This window comes from Devosia limi DSM 17137, assembly GCF_900128975.1.
In the GTDB taxonomy this organism is placed as follows: domain Bacteria; phylum Pseudomonadota; class Alphaproteobacteria; order Rhizobiales; family Devosiaceae; genus Devosia; species Devosia limi.
In genome coordinates this window covers 590,642-610,454 of sequence record NZ_FQVC01000001.1, presented here as the reverse complement: position 1 = coordinate 610,454, position 19,813 = coordinate 590,642, and the positions used below count along the sequence as shown (strand labels likewise).

General features: G+C 61.5%; 15 protein-coding genes. 7 read left to right on the top strand and 8 right to left on the bottom strand.

Going from position 1 to position 19,813, the window contains the following annotated elements; translation table 11 throughout:
* Window positions 1–37 precede the first annotated feature (37 nt).
* A complete protein-coding gene (locus tag BUA69_RS02745; RefSeq protein ID WP_046136398.1) occupies window positions 38–1,018 on the bottom strand; it encodes a glycosyltransferase family 2 protein in 981 nt (326 codons plus the stop codon).
* The gene (locus tag BUA69_RS02740) at window positions 1,019–1,975 is read right to left on the bottom strand and encodes a glycosyltransferase family 2 protein (protein ID WP_046136399.1); all 957 of its coding nucleotides are present in this window, start codon (window positions 1,973–1,975) and stop codon (window positions 1,019–1,021) included.
* 369 nt (window positions 1,976–2,344) lie between these two features.
* Here BUA69_RS02740 and BUA69_RS02735 point away from each other — a divergent pair, with 369 nt between their 5' ends.
* The 5 genes from BUA69_RS02735 to BUA69_RS02715 all read left to right on the top strand — a co-directional run bounded on the left by BUA69_RS02735 (window position 2,345) and on the right by BUA69_RS02715 (window position 7,770).
* Complete coding sequence (locus BUA69_RS02735) at window positions 2,345–3,100, top strand: hypothetical protein (RefSeq protein WP_201777474.1); 756 nt, start codon at window positions 2,345–2,347, stop codon at window positions 3,098–3,100.
* A 298-nt stretch (window positions 3,101–3,398) separates the two neighbouring features.
* On the top strand, window positions 3,399–4,583 hold the full coding sequence (locus BUA69_RS02730; protein WP_046136401.1) for a polysaccharide biosynthesis/export family protein: 1,185 nt from the start codon (window positions 3,399–3,401) through the stop codon (window positions 4,581–4,583).
* Window positions 4,584–4,605: 22 nt separating this feature from the next.
* Entirely contained in the window at window positions 4,606–6,120 is a 1,515-nt protein-coding gene (locus BUA69_RS02725; protein WP_046136402.1) for a GumC family protein, read from the top strand.
* 16 nt (window positions 6,121–6,136) lie between these two features.
* Window positions 6,137–6,904 carry a P-loop NTPase family protein gene (locus tag BUA69_RS02720; RefSeq protein ID WP_046136403.1) on the top strand — a complete coding sequence of 256 codons (768 nt, stop codon included), beginning with the start codon at window positions 6,137–6,139 and terminating at the stop codon, window positions 6,902–6,904.
* A gap of 20 nt (window positions 6,905–6,924) precedes the next feature.
* Entirely contained in the window at window positions 6,925–7,770 is an 846-nt protein-coding gene (locus BUA69_RS02715) for an ExeA family protein (protein ID WP_046136404.1), read from the top strand.
* A 2-nt stretch (window positions 7,771–7,772) separates the two neighbouring features.
* Here the strand turns inward: BUA69_RS02715 and BUA69_RS02710 are convergent, their stop codons facing one another.
* From BUA69_RS02710 to rfbC, 4 genes are read right to left on the bottom strand one after another with little or no spacing between them, the layout of a single operon-like run.
* Window positions 7,773–8,633 (bottom strand): glycosyltransferase family 2 protein, encoded by an 861-nt coding sequence (locus BUA69_RS02710; protein ID WP_046136405.1) that lies wholly within the window; start codon window positions 8,631–8,633, stop codon window positions 7,773–7,775.
* Window positions 8,630–9,508, bottom strand: a complete 879-nt coding sequence (gene rfbA, locus BUA69_RS02705; RefSeq protein WP_046136406.1) for a glucose-1-phosphate thymidylyltransferase RfbA — start codon at window positions 9,506–9,508, stop codon at window positions 8,630–8,632. Before rfbA ends, BUA69_RS02710 begins: the two co-directional genes overlap by 4 nt.
* Window positions 9,509–9,535: 27 nt before the next feature.
* A complete protein-coding gene (rfbB, locus tag BUA69_RS02700) occupies window positions 9,536–10,576 on the bottom strand; it encodes a dTDP-glucose 4,6-dehydratase (RefSeq protein ID WP_046136407.1) in 1,041 nt (346 codons plus the stop codon).
* The gene (gene rfbC / locus BUA69_RS02695) at window positions 10,573–11,151 is read right to left on the bottom strand and encodes a dTDP-4-dehydrorhamnose 3,5-epimerase (protein WP_072866446.1); all 579 of its coding nucleotides are present in this window, start codon (window positions 11,149–11,151) and stop codon (window positions 10,573–10,575) included. The genes rfbB and rfbC overlap by 4 nt, the downstream gene beginning before the upstream one ends.
* Window positions 11,152–11,365: 214 nt before the next feature.
* On the opposite strand from rfbC, the gene BUA69_RS02690 reads away from it, so the two are divergent.
* Together BUA69_RS02690 and BUA69_RS02685 are read left to right on the top strand one after the other, a co-directional pair.
* Complete coding sequence (locus BUA69_RS02690) at window positions 11,366–15,931, top strand: MupA/Atu3671 family FMN-dependent luciferase-like monooxygenase (protein ID WP_046136408.1); 4,566 nt, start codon at window positions 11,366–11,368, stop codon at window positions 15,929–15,931.
* On the top strand, window positions 15,932–16,588 hold the full coding sequence (locus BUA69_RS02685; RefSeq protein WP_052950698.1) for a 4'-phosphopantetheinyl transferase family protein: 657 nt from the start codon (window positions 15,932–15,934) through the stop codon (window positions 16,586–16,588).
* A 43-nt stretch (window positions 16,589–16,631) separates the two neighbouring features.
* Here the strand turns inward: BUA69_RS02685 and BUA69_RS02680 are convergent, their stop codons facing one another.
* A complete protein-coding gene (locus BUA69_RS02680; RefSeq protein WP_046136409.1) occupies window positions 16,632–18,065 on the bottom strand; it encodes an undecaprenyl-phosphate glucose phosphotransferase in 1,434 nt (477 codons plus the stop codon).
* Between the two features lie 205 nt (window positions 18,066–18,270).
* Window positions 18,271–19,659, bottom strand: coding sequence for an oligosaccharide flippase family protein (locus BUA69_RS02675; RefSeq protein WP_046136410.1), 1,389 nt, complete (start codon window positions 19,657–19,659; stop codon window positions 18,271–18,273).
* Between the last annotated feature and the right edge of the window lie 154 nt (window positions 19,660–19,813).

Below are 19,813 nucleotides of genomic sequence, written 5' to 3'. Positions count from 1 at the left end.
GAGTAGTAGCCCACGGCTCCGGCGCGGCGGCCATTGCTCATTTGTACTCGATCAGAACCGCGCGGCGACCAGCGAGCGTTTCCAGATAGAACTGCGCGATCCCCTGGCACTCAGCAAACTTGCCAAGCACGGAAAACGCCGCAGCGCGCCAGTTCTGGGCATCGGACGCGCCCATCCGAAACGCCTGTCGGCAGATATCGGCGGGATAGGCCAGCAGCAAGAGCAGCCAGGACGGCCCCAGAATTGCTGACAGGACAAGCGATGTCGGCGCAATGGCGGACCAGCCCAAGGCGCGCGCCACATTGCGGCGCCAGATGCCGTGGGCATTGTCGCGGTGCAAGGCCGAAACCTCGGCGAAGGCATGGCCGCTCCGCACCGCGCGGCGCCACCACTGCCCGAGGCGGACGATATTGGCGTCGTGAAGGGTCATTTCGGCCGGGAGGCGCCAGACCAAGCCGCCGCGCTCACGCAGACGCACGCAAAGCTCGGGTTCCTCTCCGGCAATGAGTTCGGGGCGGAAGCCTCCAATGGCCTGAAAAACCTTCACCCGCACCAGAAAGTCGCCACCGCACTCGGCGATTTCGCCGATAGGGCCGTCCCACTCGCGATCGCACATCGCATTGAAGATGGTCCGGTCGGGGTATCGTTCACGCCGCCGCCCGCAAACCAGCGCGACGTCCGGGCGCTCATCGAGGAAATCTCGGGCGGTTTCGATCCAAGCTGGATCGAGCATGCAATCGCCGTCGACAAACTGGACGAATTCAAGGTCGTGATCGCGCGTGAGTTGGGAGAAGCCGGCATTGCGGGCACGAGCGGCCGTGAAGGGAACGGTGGTATCGAGGTCGATAACCGCTACCCCGCGCGCGCGCGCCATCGCCTGGCTGCCATCGCTGGATCCAGAATCGACATAGACCGAGCGCCCGGCCAACTCGCCGAGACGGTCAATGCAATCCACCAGCCGTTGCCCCTCATTGCGGCCAATGACCACGACGCCGACATTGCCCGGAGCGGTGCCCATTCAGTTTGCCCTTAGCCCGCGATTGGCGAGGAAATCTCCAACCAGTCGCGGCGCATCCCCATTGGGCTTGCGTTCCAGCCAGCACCGCAAGTGCCAGATGCCCTGCCCCGTCAACCAGCCGAGATCGGATGCCAGCGCGCCAAAGCCCTTGTGATACTTGTTGAAGTAGCGCCGTCGGGATTGAAACCAGTAGCTGGGTCGGCGGTTCACCTTCGGGCCCTTGCTGGGGAGGCCGGTGGCACGCCCACACAAATGTACAACACGGCTCGCCGGCACTGTCCAACATTGCCAGCCAAGATCAACGGCGCGCCGACAGAAATCGAGTTCCTCATAATAGAGGAAATAACCCTCATCGAGTTGGCCCACCTCTTCAAGAACGTCCCGCCGGATCATCATGGAGGCGCCCGAAACCCAATCTGCCTGGCTGGGCCGATCGGAGACTGGCAGCACAACGCGCCAATGGCGCAACAGCAGCGAAACCGGGCCCACGCGGGCCTCCGACTCCAGTTCGCCAAGCGCAGTGGGAAATCGGAAGGAACATGCCTGCAAGGTACCGTCGGGGTCTTCGAGCCGGCTGCCGACAATGCCGACATTGGGGTTCTGATCGAGAAAATCCGCCAGCGCCAGCACAGCGCCGCTTCGGACCACCGTATCGGGGTTCAGCAGCAGGTAGGACTTCGCGCCGCCGAGATCGGCGTCGACGACTTCGATACCCCGATTGTTGCCATAGGCGAAGCCGCCATTGACGTCCTGCGGCGCCAGCGTGACACGGTCGGACCAACCATTGCCGTTGATGGCCTTGCCAATGACCTCGGCCGAGCCATCGCCCGAGGCGCCATCGATGACCACGATATGGCTGCCTTGTGGCATGGATGGGTCGGCCAACAGTGCGGCGACGCTATCAATTGTCAGCTGCGCTGTTCGATAATTCACGATGATGACGGCGACGTCGAGCATAACTATCCTAAGCTTTGAGACAGCAGCGTGCCTCGCATTGCTGGAATTGGGTACCTGGTACGCTCATAGTGCATGCCGCAATTTACAGGGCAGATTTATTGTACAATAGTGAATTGTCCTTCCATTAAACCTCGGACGTCAAGCATGCCCCGCAGGAAATTCGGCTTCCCCGCCCTGCGGCGTCGGACTGCTCTATCATTGTTGCCAATGGGATTTTTCGGTGCGCTGCTGCTCGGCAGTTCGGCACGCAGCGCCGCGACCGACCATGCCAGCGCCCTGTCACTCTATGACCGCCCCGCGCTGGTTCCAGAGCGGCCGCTGAGCGTTTATCACCTTGGCCACAGTCTGGTCGGGCGGGACATGCCTGCCATGCTGGCCCAACTGGCCGGCAACGGGCACGATTATCAGAGCCAGCTTGGTTGGGGGACTTCACTCAAGGAGCATTGGGGGCCCATCGAAGGGATCAATGGCTTCGATGTCGAGAATGACCACCCCCGCTATCGAGACGCGGCAAGCGCCGTCGAGAGTGGCGATTACGACAGCATCGTTGTCACGGAAATGGTCGAGATCCGTTCTGCCATTGCCTACCACGACAGTGCGAATTATCTGGCGCGCTGGGCAGAACGCGCCCACAGCGCTCGCAATGATGTGAATGTTTATCTCTATGAAACCTGGCCGGAGATCACCGATCCGGAGGGATGGCTGGAGCGCGTCGATCTCGACCTCACCCGATATTGGGAGCAGCAGATCTTGTTGCCAGCCGCAGCGAAATCCGGGCATCCGATCTATGTCATTCCCGGCGGCCAGGCGCTGGCTGCGGTGGTGCGCGCCGTTATTGAGCGCGGCGGCGTCGACGGCGTGACGCGGGTGGAGGACTTTTTTGCCCTTGCGCCCGATGGCAGCCAGGATGCGGTGCATTTCAACGATCTGGGCGCTTATGTCATCGCTCTCACCCATTATGCCGTGCTGTATCAGCGCGACCCCAGCGGACTGCCCTATCAACTCAACAAGGCTGGCGGCAGCGCCGCAGTGTCACCTGGCCCGGCGCTCGCCGAACTCATGCAGGCGACGGTGTGGCGGGTTGTGAACGCCTATCCGAAAACAGGCTTGCCCAACCTGCCCTGACGGCAACACGGTTTTGCTGCGTCTCAAAGCGAACTCGGCGGTCAGAGAGCAACACCGCCAGGACGCGACCCAGTTCAGGGCCTGTTTGCTTTGAGGGCGACAGCAACCCACCCCGCCGCCGCCTGGAGCGACCAATAACCGCTCGGCGACAAGCCTGCATGGACGCAAGTATCGACACGGCTTTGTGATTTTTGCTTGGCGCACGATCTTAACTAAGCTCTTGATACCAAATGGACAAGATTTGAGCTGCGACCTATAGAATTCAGAAAAGCTTGGGCTTGCAAAGCGGGATGTGGATATGCGCGCGCTCAACATGTTGCTTCTGTTTTTAGTCTTGCTTGCATCGCCAGGCGCATTCGCCCAGTCGGAGTACCATCTGCAGCCTGGCGATTCCGTACAGATATGGGTCGACCAATATGCCGACATGTCACGACAGGTTGCATTGGCGCCGGATGGCAGGATTTCATTGCCGCTCGTGGGCAGCGTTGCTGCCGAAGGACTCTCGCTCGAGGACCTCGAAGAAGCGCTGATTGCCAAGCTGCAGCCCTTCCTGACTGAAGCCGTCAGCCTGAATGTCTCGCTGGTGCCGAGCGAGCAGAATGCGCCGAGCGTCTTCGCTGCGGGGGATGTCGCCGAACCGGGAGTTTACCCCTTCCGTCAGGGCATGACGGTTCTGCACGTCGTCGCCGTTGCCGGAGGGCCTTACCGCAGCACCTTCCTGGCAGCTGACCAGGACCGCGCCATCGAACTGGAAAGCAGTATAGACAATGACCAGGCTCGAATGGCCGAACTGTCGGTCACGATTGCCCGGCTGAATGCCCAGATTGCCGGGAATACGCAGTTGGACCTGAGCTCGGCGGAGAGCAGTTTACCAAGCTCGGCCTATATCGAGCGCGAGCAGGCCCTGCTTGCCATGCAGAGCGACTATCTGGGGGCACAACAGGATACCCTGGAACGGCTGCTGGCGGTCAATCAGAGTACGATCGAGGGGATCAAGGGCCAAATTGGTAGTATGGAGCAGCGGATCGCGTTGTCCCAGGAAAGGCTGGCAGCGGCAACCACGCTGGTCGAGCGCGGGGTAATGCAGGCCTCCCAGATGCGCGAGATCGAGATCAATATAGTCGACATGGAGGGGACCCTTAGCCAGTTGAAATCGGCGCTATCCAACCAGCAGGGGAGCATGCTGACCGAACAGGCCCGTGTCGACGGGCTCGTCCAGGATTATCGCGTGGGTCTGATGACACAGCTGGGGGCCGCAGAGCGCGAACGTGACACCTTGATTGCAAGATTGGCGGAAAGCCGTCGTGCGTTGACGTTGTACCGGCCGATCCAGGGAGGGGAAACGAGTCTGCGCTACTCCATCGTTAGGACGAAGGATGGTAGCACCACCACAATCGATGCTACCGAAGAGACACCGGTTGCGTTGGGCGATCTTGTGCGCGTAACGCGGGTGGCACAGGCAACGGCGGCAAGCCCTCAATAGGGCGACGGAGACTGGGACTGCGATGGACAGCGAACTACGAATTGTGCGCTATTACTGGGACCTTGTGTGGCGGCGCCCGCTGATCTGGCTCGTCCCGGCTCTGGTGGTCATGGTGATCGGCGCCTATGTCGTGTTCTCGATGCCGCGTTCCTACGTGTCCCAAGCGCGAATCGTCGCCCAATCACCGCAGATTTCCAGCGCCCTGGTCGAAAGCACAGTGACCGGAGAACGGCTGCAGTTCTTCGAACAGCGGGCTTTTTCACGGGACAACCTGGTCGGCCTGGCCAGAAAGTTCAACCTGTATCCCGGCGTCGCCAATACCGGTTCGGACAGCCAGCTCGCCACGCTGGTGCGCAATCACATAACCCTGCGCTACATGCCGGCCGACCCTAACGACCCCTCGTCGGATGCGGCGATCTTCACCCTTGGATTTGAAGGCGACACACCCCAGCTCGCTGCCGATGTCACCAACGAGATCATTGCGATGATCATCCGCGAAAACCGCGAGGCGCGCATGGGGCAGGCAAGGGAAGCCAGCCGCTTTCTTGAGCAGGAGGTGGCGGCATTGCAGGCGCAGTCCGACCAGGTCGAGGCGCGCTGGAATGCGTTCATCACCACCAATGAAGCGCTATTGCCGAGCCGTCTTCCGCTTTACACATCCGAGATGCAGGAACTCAATCAGGAATTGCTGACGCTGCAGACGGCCAGCGCTACCCTGATGTCCGATACGCGCCTGTTGGAAACCCAACTCTCCATTGCGTCTTCAGCGCAGACCAGCGCGGCTGCGGCGCCAATTGACGCCCTCCGGGCCGAGTTGTCGGACCGGCTGACGATATTCTCCGATTCTCACCCACAGATCCTGGCGCTGCGGGCACGCATAGCCGCAATGGAGGCGAGCCTGGCCAGAGGAGAGCAGCAGCCTGGTGAGGCGCCACGAGCGGAAGTTGCCCTGCTCACGGAGCGCATCGCTACAGCAAACCAGCAGCGGCAAGACTTTATCGCCCGTCGCGCGGTGGTCAACGAGCGCGTGGCCGCCTTGCGTGCCACCATCGCCCAGATGCCAAGTGTGGAGGCAGAGCTGTCGGCCCTGCAGCGTGAGCGCGATGCCATGCAGGCCAGCCTGGCCGGCATGCAGGCCAAGCTCGATACCGCTCTGGTGGGCCAGCGCCTGGAAAGCGATCAGCAGGATGCGCAGGTTCGGGTGCTCGATGCTCCCGAGGTGCCACGCTACGCCAGCGGCTCGGGTCGGACCCGCAATATGATGATTGTTCTTGGCCTGGCGGCGATCGTCGGACTGGCTTGTCTGGTGCTGGCGGATCTTCTTGATCGCACCATCAAGGGACGCCGGGACTTCACAGGCGTGCTGGAAGGCGCAACACTCGTGGTGCTGCCAAATTGGAGCGCCGGCAGCACCAGCCTGGGCGTGCCGATTGCTGTGGTGGGTGTGGTGATCGCAGCATTGGCGGCGATGCTCTATGTGACGCCCCTTGGCGCCACGCTGAGTGAAACCATCGGACTTGTGATTAGGCCCAGTTAGGCTCGGAGTAACAGACGTGGACAGCTTTATTAACGCCCTGACCCGCGCGCAAGATGCAGCAAGGCCGGCGCCTCAGGTCGTCCATCCGCTATCGGCGCGGCCGCATCTCAATCTGGTGCAAGAACCGCGCATGCTGGTGCCGACTGCGCTCAAGTCCAACCGCATCGTCAGCTATGATGGCACCGACAAGATGACGCGTGCTTTCGATGTGCTGCGCAATACCTGCCTGAAAGAGGCAGACCCGGACGCGACCGAAAGCGCCATCATTGCCGTTACCGCGCCGACAGTTCATTGCGGCACGTCGACGACTGCTGCCAATCTGGCATTCTCCATCGCCCGTATGCGCAAAGGCGAGGTTGTGCTCGTGGACCTGGCCCCGAGCGGCAGCGGACTGCGCAGCCTGCTTGGACTCGATCTGCGCAACAGCCCCGCCCCGCAGCCGAGCGATGCGTTCCAAAAGCTCGAGGTCGGAGGCGTCACCGTCCGCCTCACCAGTCTGCTGCCGGCAATCGAGGGCAAGGCTGGCGCCGAGCTGCGCAACGCCTTCATGGAATGGGCGAATACCGTCCGCCGGGATTTGGGGCCCGTCACGATCATTTTGGACCTGCCGCCCCTGCTCAGCGATGATCGAGCCGTTTCGCTGGTGTCGGAGATCGATATCGTGCTGTTGCTGCTTGCCGTCGGGGAATCGACGATGGCCGATCTCGACAATTGTAGAAGCTACCTGCACGGCGCCCGCTCCGTGCAGTTGGTGCTCAACAAGGCCCGCAGTTATGACCTTTGAGGTCGTGTTGAGGTGAGCTGATGTATGAACGGCATTTCGGCTTCAAGGAACGACCATTTTCGATCCTGCCGGACCCGCGGTTCCTCTATTTCGGTAGGCCTCACCGCATTGCTTACGCGATGCTGGAATACGGACTGATTGGCCAGGCCGGATTCACCGTCGTTACCGGGGCAATTGGTTCCGGCAAGACTACTCTGGTTCAGCGTTTGATCAGCAACCTCCCAGACGCCAATGTCACACTGGGCCTCATCTCAACGACATCGATCAGCACCGGCGGGCTGATGGAATGGATCATGATGGCGTTCCGCCAGCCATTCGAAAGCCTGTCCTATCCACGCCTGCACCAGGATTTTCAAACCTTTCTGCACGACCAGGCAGACAAGGGGAAACGAGTCGTCCTGGTGATCGATGAGGCGCAAAACCTTGAATTGGCACGCCTTGAGGAATTGCGGATGCTGTCCAATCTCAATATCGACAGCATGCTGCTGCAACTGGTGCTGGTCGGCCAGCCGGAACTGCGCGAAATGCTGCAACGCCCGGAGCTGAGCCAGTTCGCGCAGCGCATTTCATCAGACTTCCATTTGCCGCCGATGTTGCGGTCTGACGCTGTGGCCTATTTCGAGCATCGCCTGAAGACCGCAGGCGGCAATCCGCACCTGTTCTCGCGGCAGGCAATCTACGAAATCTTCGACTTCGCGCAGGGAACGCCACGCTCCATCAATATCCTGGCCGATAAGTGCCTGGTTTATGGCTTCGGCGATGGCGCGGCCAAGATTGGCAAGCACATCGCGCGCCGGGTGATCGACGATGTCAGGCATTTCGGGATTCATGCCGCAGTGCCGCGTCAGACCGACCTGTTCAACTGAGATCAGCGGCCCCGCACCCATTTTTCCCGGCTGCGTGCCGGCAGCTTGGTGGCGAGGGCAACCGTCGCATACACTCCAAAACCCACCGGATCGGCCATGGCCAGTTGGAGAAGTCGCATCGGCGTCAGCCTGGACTTGTGCTCGTTGGCCAGCAAATCCGGATAAAGTGCGGCGATTTCCGCCACTCCCTGGTCCTGGCGACGCCTGACCTTGACCAAGTTCTCGAAGCCTTCGACGATCGGCCATTGATAGTCTGCCGGGACGTTCTTTCTTTCCCCGGGCCCGAAGTGCAATCGCACGAATGTGTCGTCGGAGATAATTGCGGGGAAAGCGCCCCAGCGGCTCCGACCGGCGCGGTTGACGGCAAAGACCCCGCAGCCCGGCGCACCATCAATGACAAAGGGCAGCTGACTCCAGAAGCGGCCATAGGCGCGCGAATCCCAGCGCCGGGCACGAGCGATGCAGAGCGTGCCGGTGCCATAGGCGGGCGCATCGCCGCCCAACGCTTCGGTCAGTTGCGGCAGCAGGTGCGGGCTGACCACGACATCCGCATCGATATAGGCCAGCACGCCGCCCTGGGCCGCTCCCTCCCCGACATTGATCGCGTTGAGCTTATTGCCCAGCGCCACCTCGATCACCTGGAAGTCGACATTGCGGGCTCTGGCGGCATCCCCATAGCCGCGCGCGACCATAGCGGTATCATCCCGACAGCCATTAGCGACCACGAGCAATTGCCAGCGCGTTGGCACATCAAAGCAGCTGGCCAGCAGGGCATCGAGACAACGCCCGATCAGGCCTGCCTCGTTGCTGGCGGGCACGATGACGCTCAGCACCGGGCTCTGTGCCGGCTCACCCCTGGTCATGCGGGCTTGGCCAATTGTCCGATATAGTGGCCATAGGAGCTCTTGGCGAACAGACTTGCCCGTTCACCAAGCTGGGCATCACTGATCCAGCCCTGACTATGGGCGATTTCATCGGGACTGCCGACAAGCATGCCCTGGCGCTCCTCAAGGGTGCGGACGAAATTGCCGGCGTCGAGCAAGCTGGCATGCGTGCCGGTATCCAGCCAGGCATAGCCCCGCCCCAGCAGTTCGACGGCAAGCGTGCCGTCCGCCAGATAGGTCTCCAGCAAGTTGGTAATCTCGAGTTCGCCGCGGACCGATGGCTTGACCGAGCGGGCGCGGGCCGGCGCCGAGCCGTCGAGGAAGTAAAGCCCGGTGACAGCATAGTCGGAAAGCGGATTTTCCGGCTTTTCGACGAGAGATGTCACCGTCCCGTCCTTCCCGAACCCCACCACGCCATAGCGCTGCGGGTCGGCGACGCGATAGCCAAAGACCGTGCCGCCGACCGACTTGGCGTTCGCGACGACCAGGGATTCCGTCAACCCGTGACCAAAGAACAGATTGTCGCCAAGCACCATGGCGGATGACGCGCCGGCCAGAAAATCCTCGGCCAGCAGATAGGCCTGGGCCAGGCCATCTGGCGATGGCTGGATGATGTATTCCAGCTTGATGCCCCACACAGAACCGTCGCCCAGCAGGCGCTGGAACTGCGGTTGGTCGTCTGCAGTGGTGATGATGGCGATTTCGCGTATACCGGCCAGCATCAGCACTGTCAGCGGATAGTAGATCATCGGCTTGTTGAAGACAGGCAGCAGCTGCTTGGAAATGCCCATAGTCACCGGATAGAGCCGCGTGCCCGAGCCACCGGCCAGGATAATCCCCTTGCGCTCAACCATGCTGCTTCGCCTCCCAGGACGCCTGTGTCATGCCGTCAGCCCGATACGCTTGCCGAAATCGGCATGGCCCTGCACGCCCTGCCACCAGCTGTCATTGCCGAGATACCATTCCACCGTGCGCCGCAGCCCGTCCTCAAGGCTGGTCGCCGGCTGCCAGCCAAGCTCATCGGCGATGCGGGTAGCGTCGATAGCATAGCGGAAGTCATGCCCGGGACGGTCGGTGACGAAGTCGATCTGGTCGGCATAAGTCCCCGCGATGGGCCGCAGCTCGTCCAGGAGAGTGCAGATCGCCCGTACCAACTCGATATTGCTGACCTCACGATTGCCGCCGATATTGTAGGAACGCCCGGCCGCGCCGCCCTCCAGAACCGCCAGCAGCGCCTCGGCATGGTCTTCCACATAAAGCCAATCGCGCACATTGGTGCCATTGCCATAGACCGGAATTGGCTTGCCCTGGAGGGCGTTGAGCACGACGGTCGGAATCAGCTTTTCGGGAAACTGATAGGGTCCATAATTGTTGCTGCAATTGGTCAACAGCACCGGCAGGCCGAACGTGGCGTGCCAGGCGCGGACCAGGTGGTCGGATGACGCCTTGGAGGCCGAATATGGAGAATTAGGCGCGTAGGGCGTGTCTTCGGTAAAGGCGCCGGTGGCGCCGAGCGAGCCGAAAACTTCGTCGGTGGAAATATGGTGGAAGCGAAACTGCTCCGGTCGCCCTTCCGCCACCCAATAAGCCCGCGCCGCCTCCAGCAGGTTATAGGTGCCCATCACATTGGTTTCGACAAACGCCCGTGGCCCGTCGATCGAGCGGTCAACATGGGTTTCGGCAGCGAGGTGCAACACCTTATCCGGTCGATGCTGAGCAAAGACCGGCCCCAGTTGGTCTGGGTCGCGGAGATCGGCCCTGATGAATGCGTGGTTCGGACTGTCGGCGACGCTATCGAGATTTTCGAGGCGGCCTGCATAGGTCAGGGCATCGAGGGTGACGACTTGATGGCCCCGACCAATGGCGAGACGCACTACTGCCGAACCGATAAAACCGGCTCCGCCGGTAACCAGCAGCTTCATCGGGCTTGCTCCCAGGTGAAAGGTGAATTGAGCGCGCGCCACGCCCCGGCAGCGGCGTCCTTGGGTGACAGTATGGCGTCCACGCCATCAAGGCCCCAGTCGATATTGAGCGCTGGATCATCAAACCGCACCGCGCCCTCATGGGCAGGCGAATAGGTCTGCGAACATTTGTAGAGGACTTCTGTATCGGGCTCGCGCGTTACGAAGCCATGCAGAAATCCTGTCGGCACCAGCAATTGCCTGCCATTGGCCTCGGAAAGCTCCACCCCGAACCACTGCCCAAAGTGGGGTGAGCCGACGCGAATATCGACGATCACGTCGAAGATCCGCCCCCGGATCACGCGCACCAGTTTCGCCTGCGCCTTGGGGGGGGCCTGAAAGTGCAGGCCGCGGACGGTGCCGACAAAGCGCGAACGCGAGTGATTGTCCTGGATGAAGACGGTGTCGATCCCTGAATTGGCCAGGGTCTCGGCATTATAGGTTTCGCAGAAATCGCCGCGGTTATCGGCGAAGCGCGGCGGCGTGATCAGCACGCCCCCCGGCAAAGGTGTCGTCTCAACAGTGATTGATCCCATGCCATGCCCCGACTGGATGGACGCCTTCGGCCAAACCGGTTCGCCGCTTGAGCCCGAAATTGCGGCAAAACGCCGGGGGCGTCCAGCCAACTAATTGGCACAAGGTAAATTGATGGGGTCCGTCAACCTTACTGGACGACGAATTTGAAATGACCTTGCTCTTGGGATGCCCCTCCGGTTCAATGTGCCGGGCAGTTTTGCGGGGCGGAATGTGATGAACAAGAGCGCGGTAGTGTTGGTCGGCAATGAATCTCTTCTGGTTCAGTGCGCCGAAATATTGCTTGAGCGCGGTCACGAAATCGTCGGCGTGGTTTCGGATACAGCCCCAATCATCGAATGGGCCGAGAGCCGCGGCATTGCCGCCACCGGCTGGACGGGTGATCTCGTCGAAAGACTCGGCGCCACCCCGTTCGACTGGTTGTTCAGTATTGCCAATCTGCGCATTCTGCCCGACGCCCTGCTTGCCCTGCCCCGTACAGGCGCCATCAATTTCCACGACGGCCTGCTCCCGCGCTATGCCGGCCTCAACACGCCCAGCTGGGCGCTGATCGAAAATGCCGACATGCACGGGGTGACCTGGCACATCATTTCGGGGGAAGTCGACACCGGCGATATTCTGGTTCAGAAGGCCTTCGAGATCGCAGCGGACGAGACCGTACTGACCCTCAATGCCAAGTGCTTCGAAGCCGGGATGGCCAGCTTCGGCGAGGTGCTCGATGGCATTGAAACCGGCAGCCTGGCACCCAGCGCACAGGACTTTTCCACCCGCCAGTATTATGCCCGTGACCAGCGCCCCGACGCGCTCGGGACGCTTGATTTCAACAGCCCCGGGGAAGAGTTGTCGCGGCTGGTGCGGGCGCTGAGCTTTGGTGATGGCTATGCCAATCCGCTGGTCACACCCAAAGTGTTTGCCGGGGGCCGCGTTTTTGGCGTTACCGGCGTCGAGATCATTGATCAGCCCGCTTATGCCCAGCCGGGCAGCGTCATTCGCGTTGCCGACGATGTGGTGTTCGTGGCCACGGGCGATGGCAGCATCGGCCTGCGCACTGAGGGCGATGCCGCCGGCCCGCTTGCCCAAAGCGTTTTTGCCGGCATGCGGATCGGCCTGGATGACGGGACGCGTCAGGCGCTGACCGAAGCCGCGGCACCGCTCGTAGCCTCAGAGCCCCGCCAGAGGCGGCGGCTCAGCGACGCCATCGATATCGACCTGGCGCTGATCAATGCGGCTGATGGCGCGGCGGCACCATCCCAGCTCAAGGTGACCTTGCCGACCAATGGCCGCACCAGCGCTGTCATATCGGCATTTCTGGCGCGCCTCGCGGCGCAGCCGGCATTCTCGCTCGCCTATGCCAATGATGGCATGCGCGAGCTCGGCCAGCGCTTCCCTGGCTATTTTTCCGCCAGCGTCCCCCTCAACATCAAGAGCGAGGCGACTGCCAGCACGCATGCTGTCCTCGATGGCATCGCGGCGAGCGTGGACAAGCTGCGCGCTGACGGACCTTATCTTGCCGATATCTTCGCCCGGCGCCCTGGCCTGGTGCGGCCACGACTGTCGCTGGGCATACTGGAAACAAGCGGCCAACCCGAGCTGATCGCCGGTTGCGCGGCGACTTTCGCTTTTGCGCCGGAAGGCCAGGACATCACCTTGGTCTTTGACAGCCAGCGGTTGTCGCAGCTCAACGCCGCCCGCCTTGTCGAGTGGCTTGGGGTCTTTGCGGAAGCCCTTGTCGGCGCCGACCAGCCCCTCATGCAGATGCCGATCATGTCGGCCAATGAGCTGCACGACCTGCTCTATGGTCGCAACGACACCGCGCTAGACTATGAGCGCAATGTTTGCGTGCATCAGCTCATCGAACGTCAAGTAGACCGGACGCCGGATGCCATCGCCGTGGTGTATGGCAAGACCGCACTGACCTATCGCCAGCTGGACAGTGCTGCGAACAAGCTGGCGCACGCGCTCATCGCCCGGGGTGTCGGGCCCGACAGCCTGGTGGGCATTCATCTGGCCCGTTCGGTCGAGATGGTGGTGGCCGTGCTCGGCGTCCACAAGGCAGGCGGAGCCTATGTCCCGCTTGATCCGGATTTTCCGGCCGATCGCATTGCCTATATGGTTGAGGATAGCCGGGCTGTTGCGGTGGTCACCGACATGTCGGGAGCTGGCGCGCTCGCCGTTGCGCCGGATCGCCTGATCGCCATCGAGGACGTGCTAGCCGGCCCCGAATGCGAGCGACCGGCGGCCCCTGTCACCCCGAGCAACCTTGCCTATGTGATCTACACCTCCGGCTCTACCGGGCGCCCGAAGGGGGTCATGGTCGAGCATGGCAATGTGGTCAATTTCTTCGCCGGCATGGACCAGCGCCTGCCCGTCGACCCGGCTGGCGACAATGTCTGGCTGGCGGTGACGAGCCTGTCCTTCGACATCTCCGTGCTGGAACTGTGCTGGACGCTGACGCGTGGCTTCAAGGTCGTGCTGCATGCGCGCGCCTCGGCCCTTGCCGCACAAAACCGCACCAAGCTGGCCCGCCCGATCGAATTCGGCCTGTTCTATTGGGGCAATGACGATGGCGTCGGCCCGGCCAAGTACGAGTTGCTGCTGGAAGGCTCCAAGATAGCCGACCGCAATGGCTTTACGTCCGTCTGGACCCCGGAGCGGCATTTCGGCGCTTTTGGCGGTCCCTACCCCAATCCGGCAGTGACCGGGGCGGCGGTTGCCGCGGTGACCAAGAATCTGTCGATCCGCGCAGGCAGTTGCGTATTGCCGCTGCACCATCCGGCGCGCGTGGCCGAGGAATGGGCCGTTATCGACAATATCAGCAATGGCCGGGTGGCCCTGGCCTTCGCTTCTGGCTGGATGCCGGAAGACTTTGTGCTGCGCCCAGAGAATGCCCCGCCGAACAACAAGGCAGCTTTGGTCAACGATATCGATACGGTCCGCCGCCTCTGGCGCGGCGAGTCCGTCCCCTTCAAGATGGGCGATACCGAGATCAATGTGGTGACCCAGCCGCGGCCGATCCAGAAGGAATTGCCGATCTGGGTGACGACGGCGGGCAATCCCGAGACCTACCGCGAGGCAGCTCGCCAGGGCGCCAACGTCCTGACGCACCTGTTGGGCCAATCAGTCGAAGAGCTGGCCGGCAAGATCAAGCTGTATCGCGACACGCTGACCGAACTGGGCCGAAATCCCGCCGACTACAAGGTCACCCTGATGCTGCACACCCTGCTGGGTGACGACCGCGAAGCCGTGCGCGAACTGGCGCGTGAGCCGATGAAGGACTACCTGCGCAGCGCCACCGCGCTGATCAAGCAATATGCCTGGGCTTTCCCCGCCTTCAAAAAGCCGGCCGGGCTGCAGCAGCCCATGGATATCGACCTGCGCTCGCTCGATGAGGCGGAAATGGACGGTATTCTGGACTTCGCCTTCCAGCGCTATTTCGAGGACAGCGGCCTGTTCGGTACCGTCGAGGACGGCCTGCGCCGGATCGCCGAAGTGACGGCCATTGGCGTTGACGAAGTCGCCTGCCTGATCGATTTCGGTGTTCCCACCAGGACCGTACTGGAAAGCCTGGTGCCGCTGTCGGACCTGGTAGCGCGGACGCGCCAGCAGGAAGACGCCGATGAGGCACCGACCGGACTGGCGGCCGAGATCGCCCGGCACGGGGTCACCCATCTGCAGTGCACGCCATCCATGGCCATGCTGTTTCTGTCGGAGGAAGCCGACAGGCAGGCTCTGGGCGCGGTGCAGCATCTGTTCATCGGCGGCGAAGCGCTGCATGGGCGCCTGGTCAAGGACCTGCGCGCCAGCACGGCCGCCAGCATCGAAAACATGTATGGTCCGACCGAGACCACAATCTGGTCGTCGACCATCACAGTGGACGATACCGACGGCGTGGTTCCCATCGGCACGCCGATTGCCAATACGCAGCTCTATGTGCTCGACGCCAACCAGCGGCCGGTTCCGGCCGGGATGCCGGGCGAACTCTATATCGCCGGCGACGGCGTTGCCCGGGGGTATTATCAGCGCCCCGATCTGACCGAGAGCCGGTTCCAGGCCAATCCGTTCGCGGCCGGCCGGATGTACCGGACGGGCGACCTGGTGAGCATCGATCCTGGCAGCGGTGACATCATGTTCCTGGGACGCACCGACTTCCAGGTGAAGGTGCGCGGCTACCGCATCGAGCTGGGCGAGATCGAGTCCGCGATCGGCAGTTTCCCCGGCATACGCGAAGCGGTGGTGGTCGCCCAGGCAGACAACCCGGCGGACGTCCGGCTGGTGGGCTATGTGCGGTTGACGGCGGGAGAGCTGGACGAGGTTGCACTGCGCGCCCACCTCGCCAACGCCCTGCCGAGCTACATGGTGCCATCGCATTTCATGGTGCTCAAATCATTCCCGCTGACGCCGAACATGAAAGTGGATCGCAAGCGCCTGCCGGCGCCGGTGGCCGTCACAACTGCTGCTCCGACAGAGGAGAGGGCCCCGCTCGACAACGACGCCCAACGCACCATTGCGGCAGCGTTCCAGCGGGCCCTGGGCCTGCCCGAAATTGGCCTCAACGACAATTTCTTCGCCCTCGGTGGTCATTCCCTTCTGGCGGTGCACGTGCATCGCGAGTTGAAGGCCAGCTTGGCACCGGATCTGGCGATCACCGACCTGTTCCGATACCCTACGGTGGCGGCTCTGGCGCTGCGGATTGCCGATGCCGGAAAACCCGATGAACGCCTATCCGGCGCCGCACAACGCGCCGCAGCGCGGCGGGCAGCCATGGACCGCCGGTCGCGGTAGGTGAGTGATGCACCAGCCATAGAAAAGGCGCTGGCAGAGCTCGTTCCGGACGGGGCGGCTTCGGCCCGCCGCATTCCCGAAACGGTCGGGGACACACTGTTCCCCGAGGAGCGTGCGGCCATCGCCAGGGCGGTGCCGCGTCGCCGCGCCGAATTCATCGCGGGCCGGGCCTGCGCCCGCCATGCACTATTCCGATTGGGTCAACCCGCCATGGCCATTCCCAGCGGGCCCGACCGCGCGCCGATCTGGCCGGATGGCTTTGTCGGCAGCATTTCCCATTGCGAGGACCTTGCCATTGCGGTGGTGGCGCGTTGCCCTGGCGCCATCAGGTCGCTTGGCGTCGATATCGAGCCCGCCTGCCCGCTTGAGGCCGAACTTGTGGAGAACATCTGCACAGCAGCCGAGCAGCGTTACCTGGCGAATGCCGCGAATGCAGGCCTGCTGGCCAAGACCATCTTCTCGATCAAGGAAAGCGTCTACAAGGCGCAGTATCCACTCACCCACACCATGCTTGAGTTTCTCGACGTGGAACTGGTGCTCGATGCCACGGCGGGGCGTTTCGACGCCGTCGTGGCCAACAGCGCGCTGCCGCCTCTCGGCGGGCGCTTCCGGATTGAGGCTGGCCATATTCTGGCGCTGACATACATCGCCGCCTGAAGTTGCCCTGCCGAGGCCGGGATCGCCTACAGGGGAGCGCCGCTCAAAAGGCAGATCTTCGATCAAACATCGACGCGAATGTCTGGGCGACAATCTTGGTATCGAGCCAGACGGACCAATGGTGCATGTACCAAAGGTCATGCTCGAGACGGCGTTCCATGCTCGACACCGTTGGGGTCTCACCGCGATGGCCGTTGATTTGCGCCCACCCGGTAATGCCCGGCTTCACGTGCCGGCGGAACGCGTATTTGGCGATAAGCTGATCGTATTGATCATCCTGCGAGATCGCATGCGGGCGAGGCCCCACAATCGACATGTGTCCCAGTAGCACGTTCAGGAACTGTGGCAGTTCATCGATGCTGGTGGAGCGGATAAACGCACCAACCCGCGTAATGCGGCAGTCATTGCGAACCGCCTGGGTGACACCTTTGCCATCCTCCATCACCGACATACTGCGGAATTTGAGGATATCGAACGGCACATTATTGAACCCCCGCCGACGCTGCCGGAAGATCACAGGGCCCGGGCTATCGATTTTGATCGCGATCGCCACGAGGATCATCAAGGGCGCAAACGCCATAAGCGCAAGCAGCGCAACAACAATGTCGAAGGCGCGCTTGATACTGTATTCCACGAACGTGAGCGGCGCGCGCTGCAACTCGATGGCCAAACGATCACCAAAGCTCTGCGATGGCAAAACCGCGATCTTGGTGGCAAACGGATCGAGGATCAGCTTGACCGGCAAAGGCAAGTCGCGCAGTTCCAGCAGCAGCGCCTCAATGCTGCGCGGCGCCATGCCTTCTGCCAGTACATAGATCTCGCTCACATTCTGCGTGACCACGGGGCCGATCCGGGCAAACCAGCCATCCTGCAGCTCATCTTCCGCCAGTTGCAGTACATGCGTCGGCTCGACGCCAATGGCCGCCATCTCCTCGCGGAAATCATCCTTTGACGCGCCGGTCCCGCCGACGAGCAATATCTTGCGCTTTCCGACAATGCCCCTCGACGTTGCCACGCGAATATTGCGCGCCCAGAAAATTCGACTAACAACCGTGCCTAGAAATGCCACGCCCCAAAATATAAGCAGCGTTCCTCTAGAGAATTCGTCGGACGCCCCAAGCAGAAAAACGATGATCGCCATGAAGGCAACAAGAGAAAAAGCGCTTATCGATATATAGAGAAGCTGCTTCCTGAAGGAGAAAATAGAAGAGGAATTGTAATGCCCACCCGCCATCATGAACAACACGAATGCAGCCGACGCAACAAGCCCTATAGCCACATACTTCATCGGCTGGTCGATATATTCAAATGCGAAATAGTGGTAAACCAGCCCGGAGACAACAGCAGCAGATATAATAATAATGGCATCAACGCCGGCAACAGCGTACGCAATCGCGCTGCGGTTAAAGCGCAGTTCGCGATCTACTGACAACGTGTCAGACTGCAAGAATACGGCACCACCATTTGACTTTGCCATCTTCGTCTCGCCAGGGAATTGGCCAACCTTTAACACATAATTAATACCCCATGCACTTCACCGTGCAATACCGTTAATCGCAACACGAGCAAACGTGATCTATCGACTTCCCCTGCGCGGGAAAGCCAAGCAAAGCAGAGCTCTGGTAAATTGAGGACGGTGTCAGTTACGCCGGACGCAGTCGATACCGCCGGGTCAGGCCAAATCAGTGAGCAATCGCGGCCTGGCTCACCACGAAACTGTGAAGCAGATCCCAGTTCGTGTATATTGCCAGCGCCCCAAAGATAGCAGCGAGCGCTCCGAAGATAAGGTCGTGCTGCAGGTCCCAGACCTGGTGCTTGCGCGCCAGCCAGATCAGCGAAAAGTGCCCGATGATCGACGCAGCCCCCTGCGCAACCAAGGCACCGACGATGCCGGCCAGCTCTGCGCCAATGACAAAGGCGCTAACTTGCACAATTCCGCGAAAGGCGGTGACCAGGAAGTAGCGACGGGAGTCGCCGGCCGCGAGCGCACCCTGATCATAGGTCAGTCCAAGCACCCGGGGCAGACTGGATACCGCGACCAGGACAATGATGACGGCCGCATCGGCATAGCGCGGATCATAGAGAAACCGCACAAGCGGCGTACTGACGAAGGCCAACACGAGCACCATCGCCATGACGCTGCCGGTCAGAAAAAATCGTAGAAGCCGCATCTTGCGGGCGGTTCCGGCATCGCGCCTATTGGCGAATTCGCGATAGACCGGAATGAGGACGCGGCCGGTGATGGCGCTCGCCAGCACCACGGGTGCGGCTGCCAGGAACTGACCGATATTGTAGACACCCAGCATCTCGAGCGTCAGATAGATACCCAGAATGACACGATCACCTTGGGCCAGCATGAAGCCGAACGCAGTGCTGGGAATGATCCATTTGCCGAATTGAACGATCTCGCGCGCCGATGTCGGCTCGATATGGAAGCGACTGGGCTCGCCTGGGATCATCAGATAGGCCAGCGTCAGCTTGATGATTGCGCCGATGACCTGGCCAAGGACCAGCGCCCAGACCGATCCGGTCAGCCAGGCCAGCAGGATCGTAATCAAAGTACCGCTGACCTGACTGATCAGATCGAGCGCGGTTACCCGACCAAGTAATAAGTGACGCCCAGCCGTTTCCAGCCGCATTGGGTTGAATCCGGCGATCAGTACCGAGAGGCCCGCAACCGGCAGAAAATAAATCAGAGCAGGTTCGGAATAGACCTGCGCCAGGGGCCAGGCGAGCGCGCAAAGCAGCAGCCAGAGCAAAGCCCCGCGCAGCACCTGAATGGTCCAGGCGGTATCAAGAAAATCACGCTCATCGCCGCGCTTGTTCTGTACGACCGACACCCCAATCCCGACATCGGACAACATGGTGACGCCGATCATGAGCACCGTTACCAGTGACATGAGCCCGAAGGCCTCCGGGTATAACAGCCGGGTCAGAACCAGGTTCGAGGCAAGCCGAATGATCTGCGCTGCGATATGGCCTGACCCGGTCCATGCCGAACCACGTAGCGCGCGGGCAAACAGGCCATCGCCGCGCATTATGCGGCCAAGTGCATTCGTTATGTCAGTCATTGTGGAATCTCGCGGCGGGCGCACGCAGTTGAGGCAGCATCATTGCTTGGACGTCATTTTGGGCATTAGCCTTAAGTGTCCGCAACGCCCTGAACCGCCGAGATAAACACTTCTATCCGAACATCCCAGGACGAAGCGCCGATCTGACCGGTGG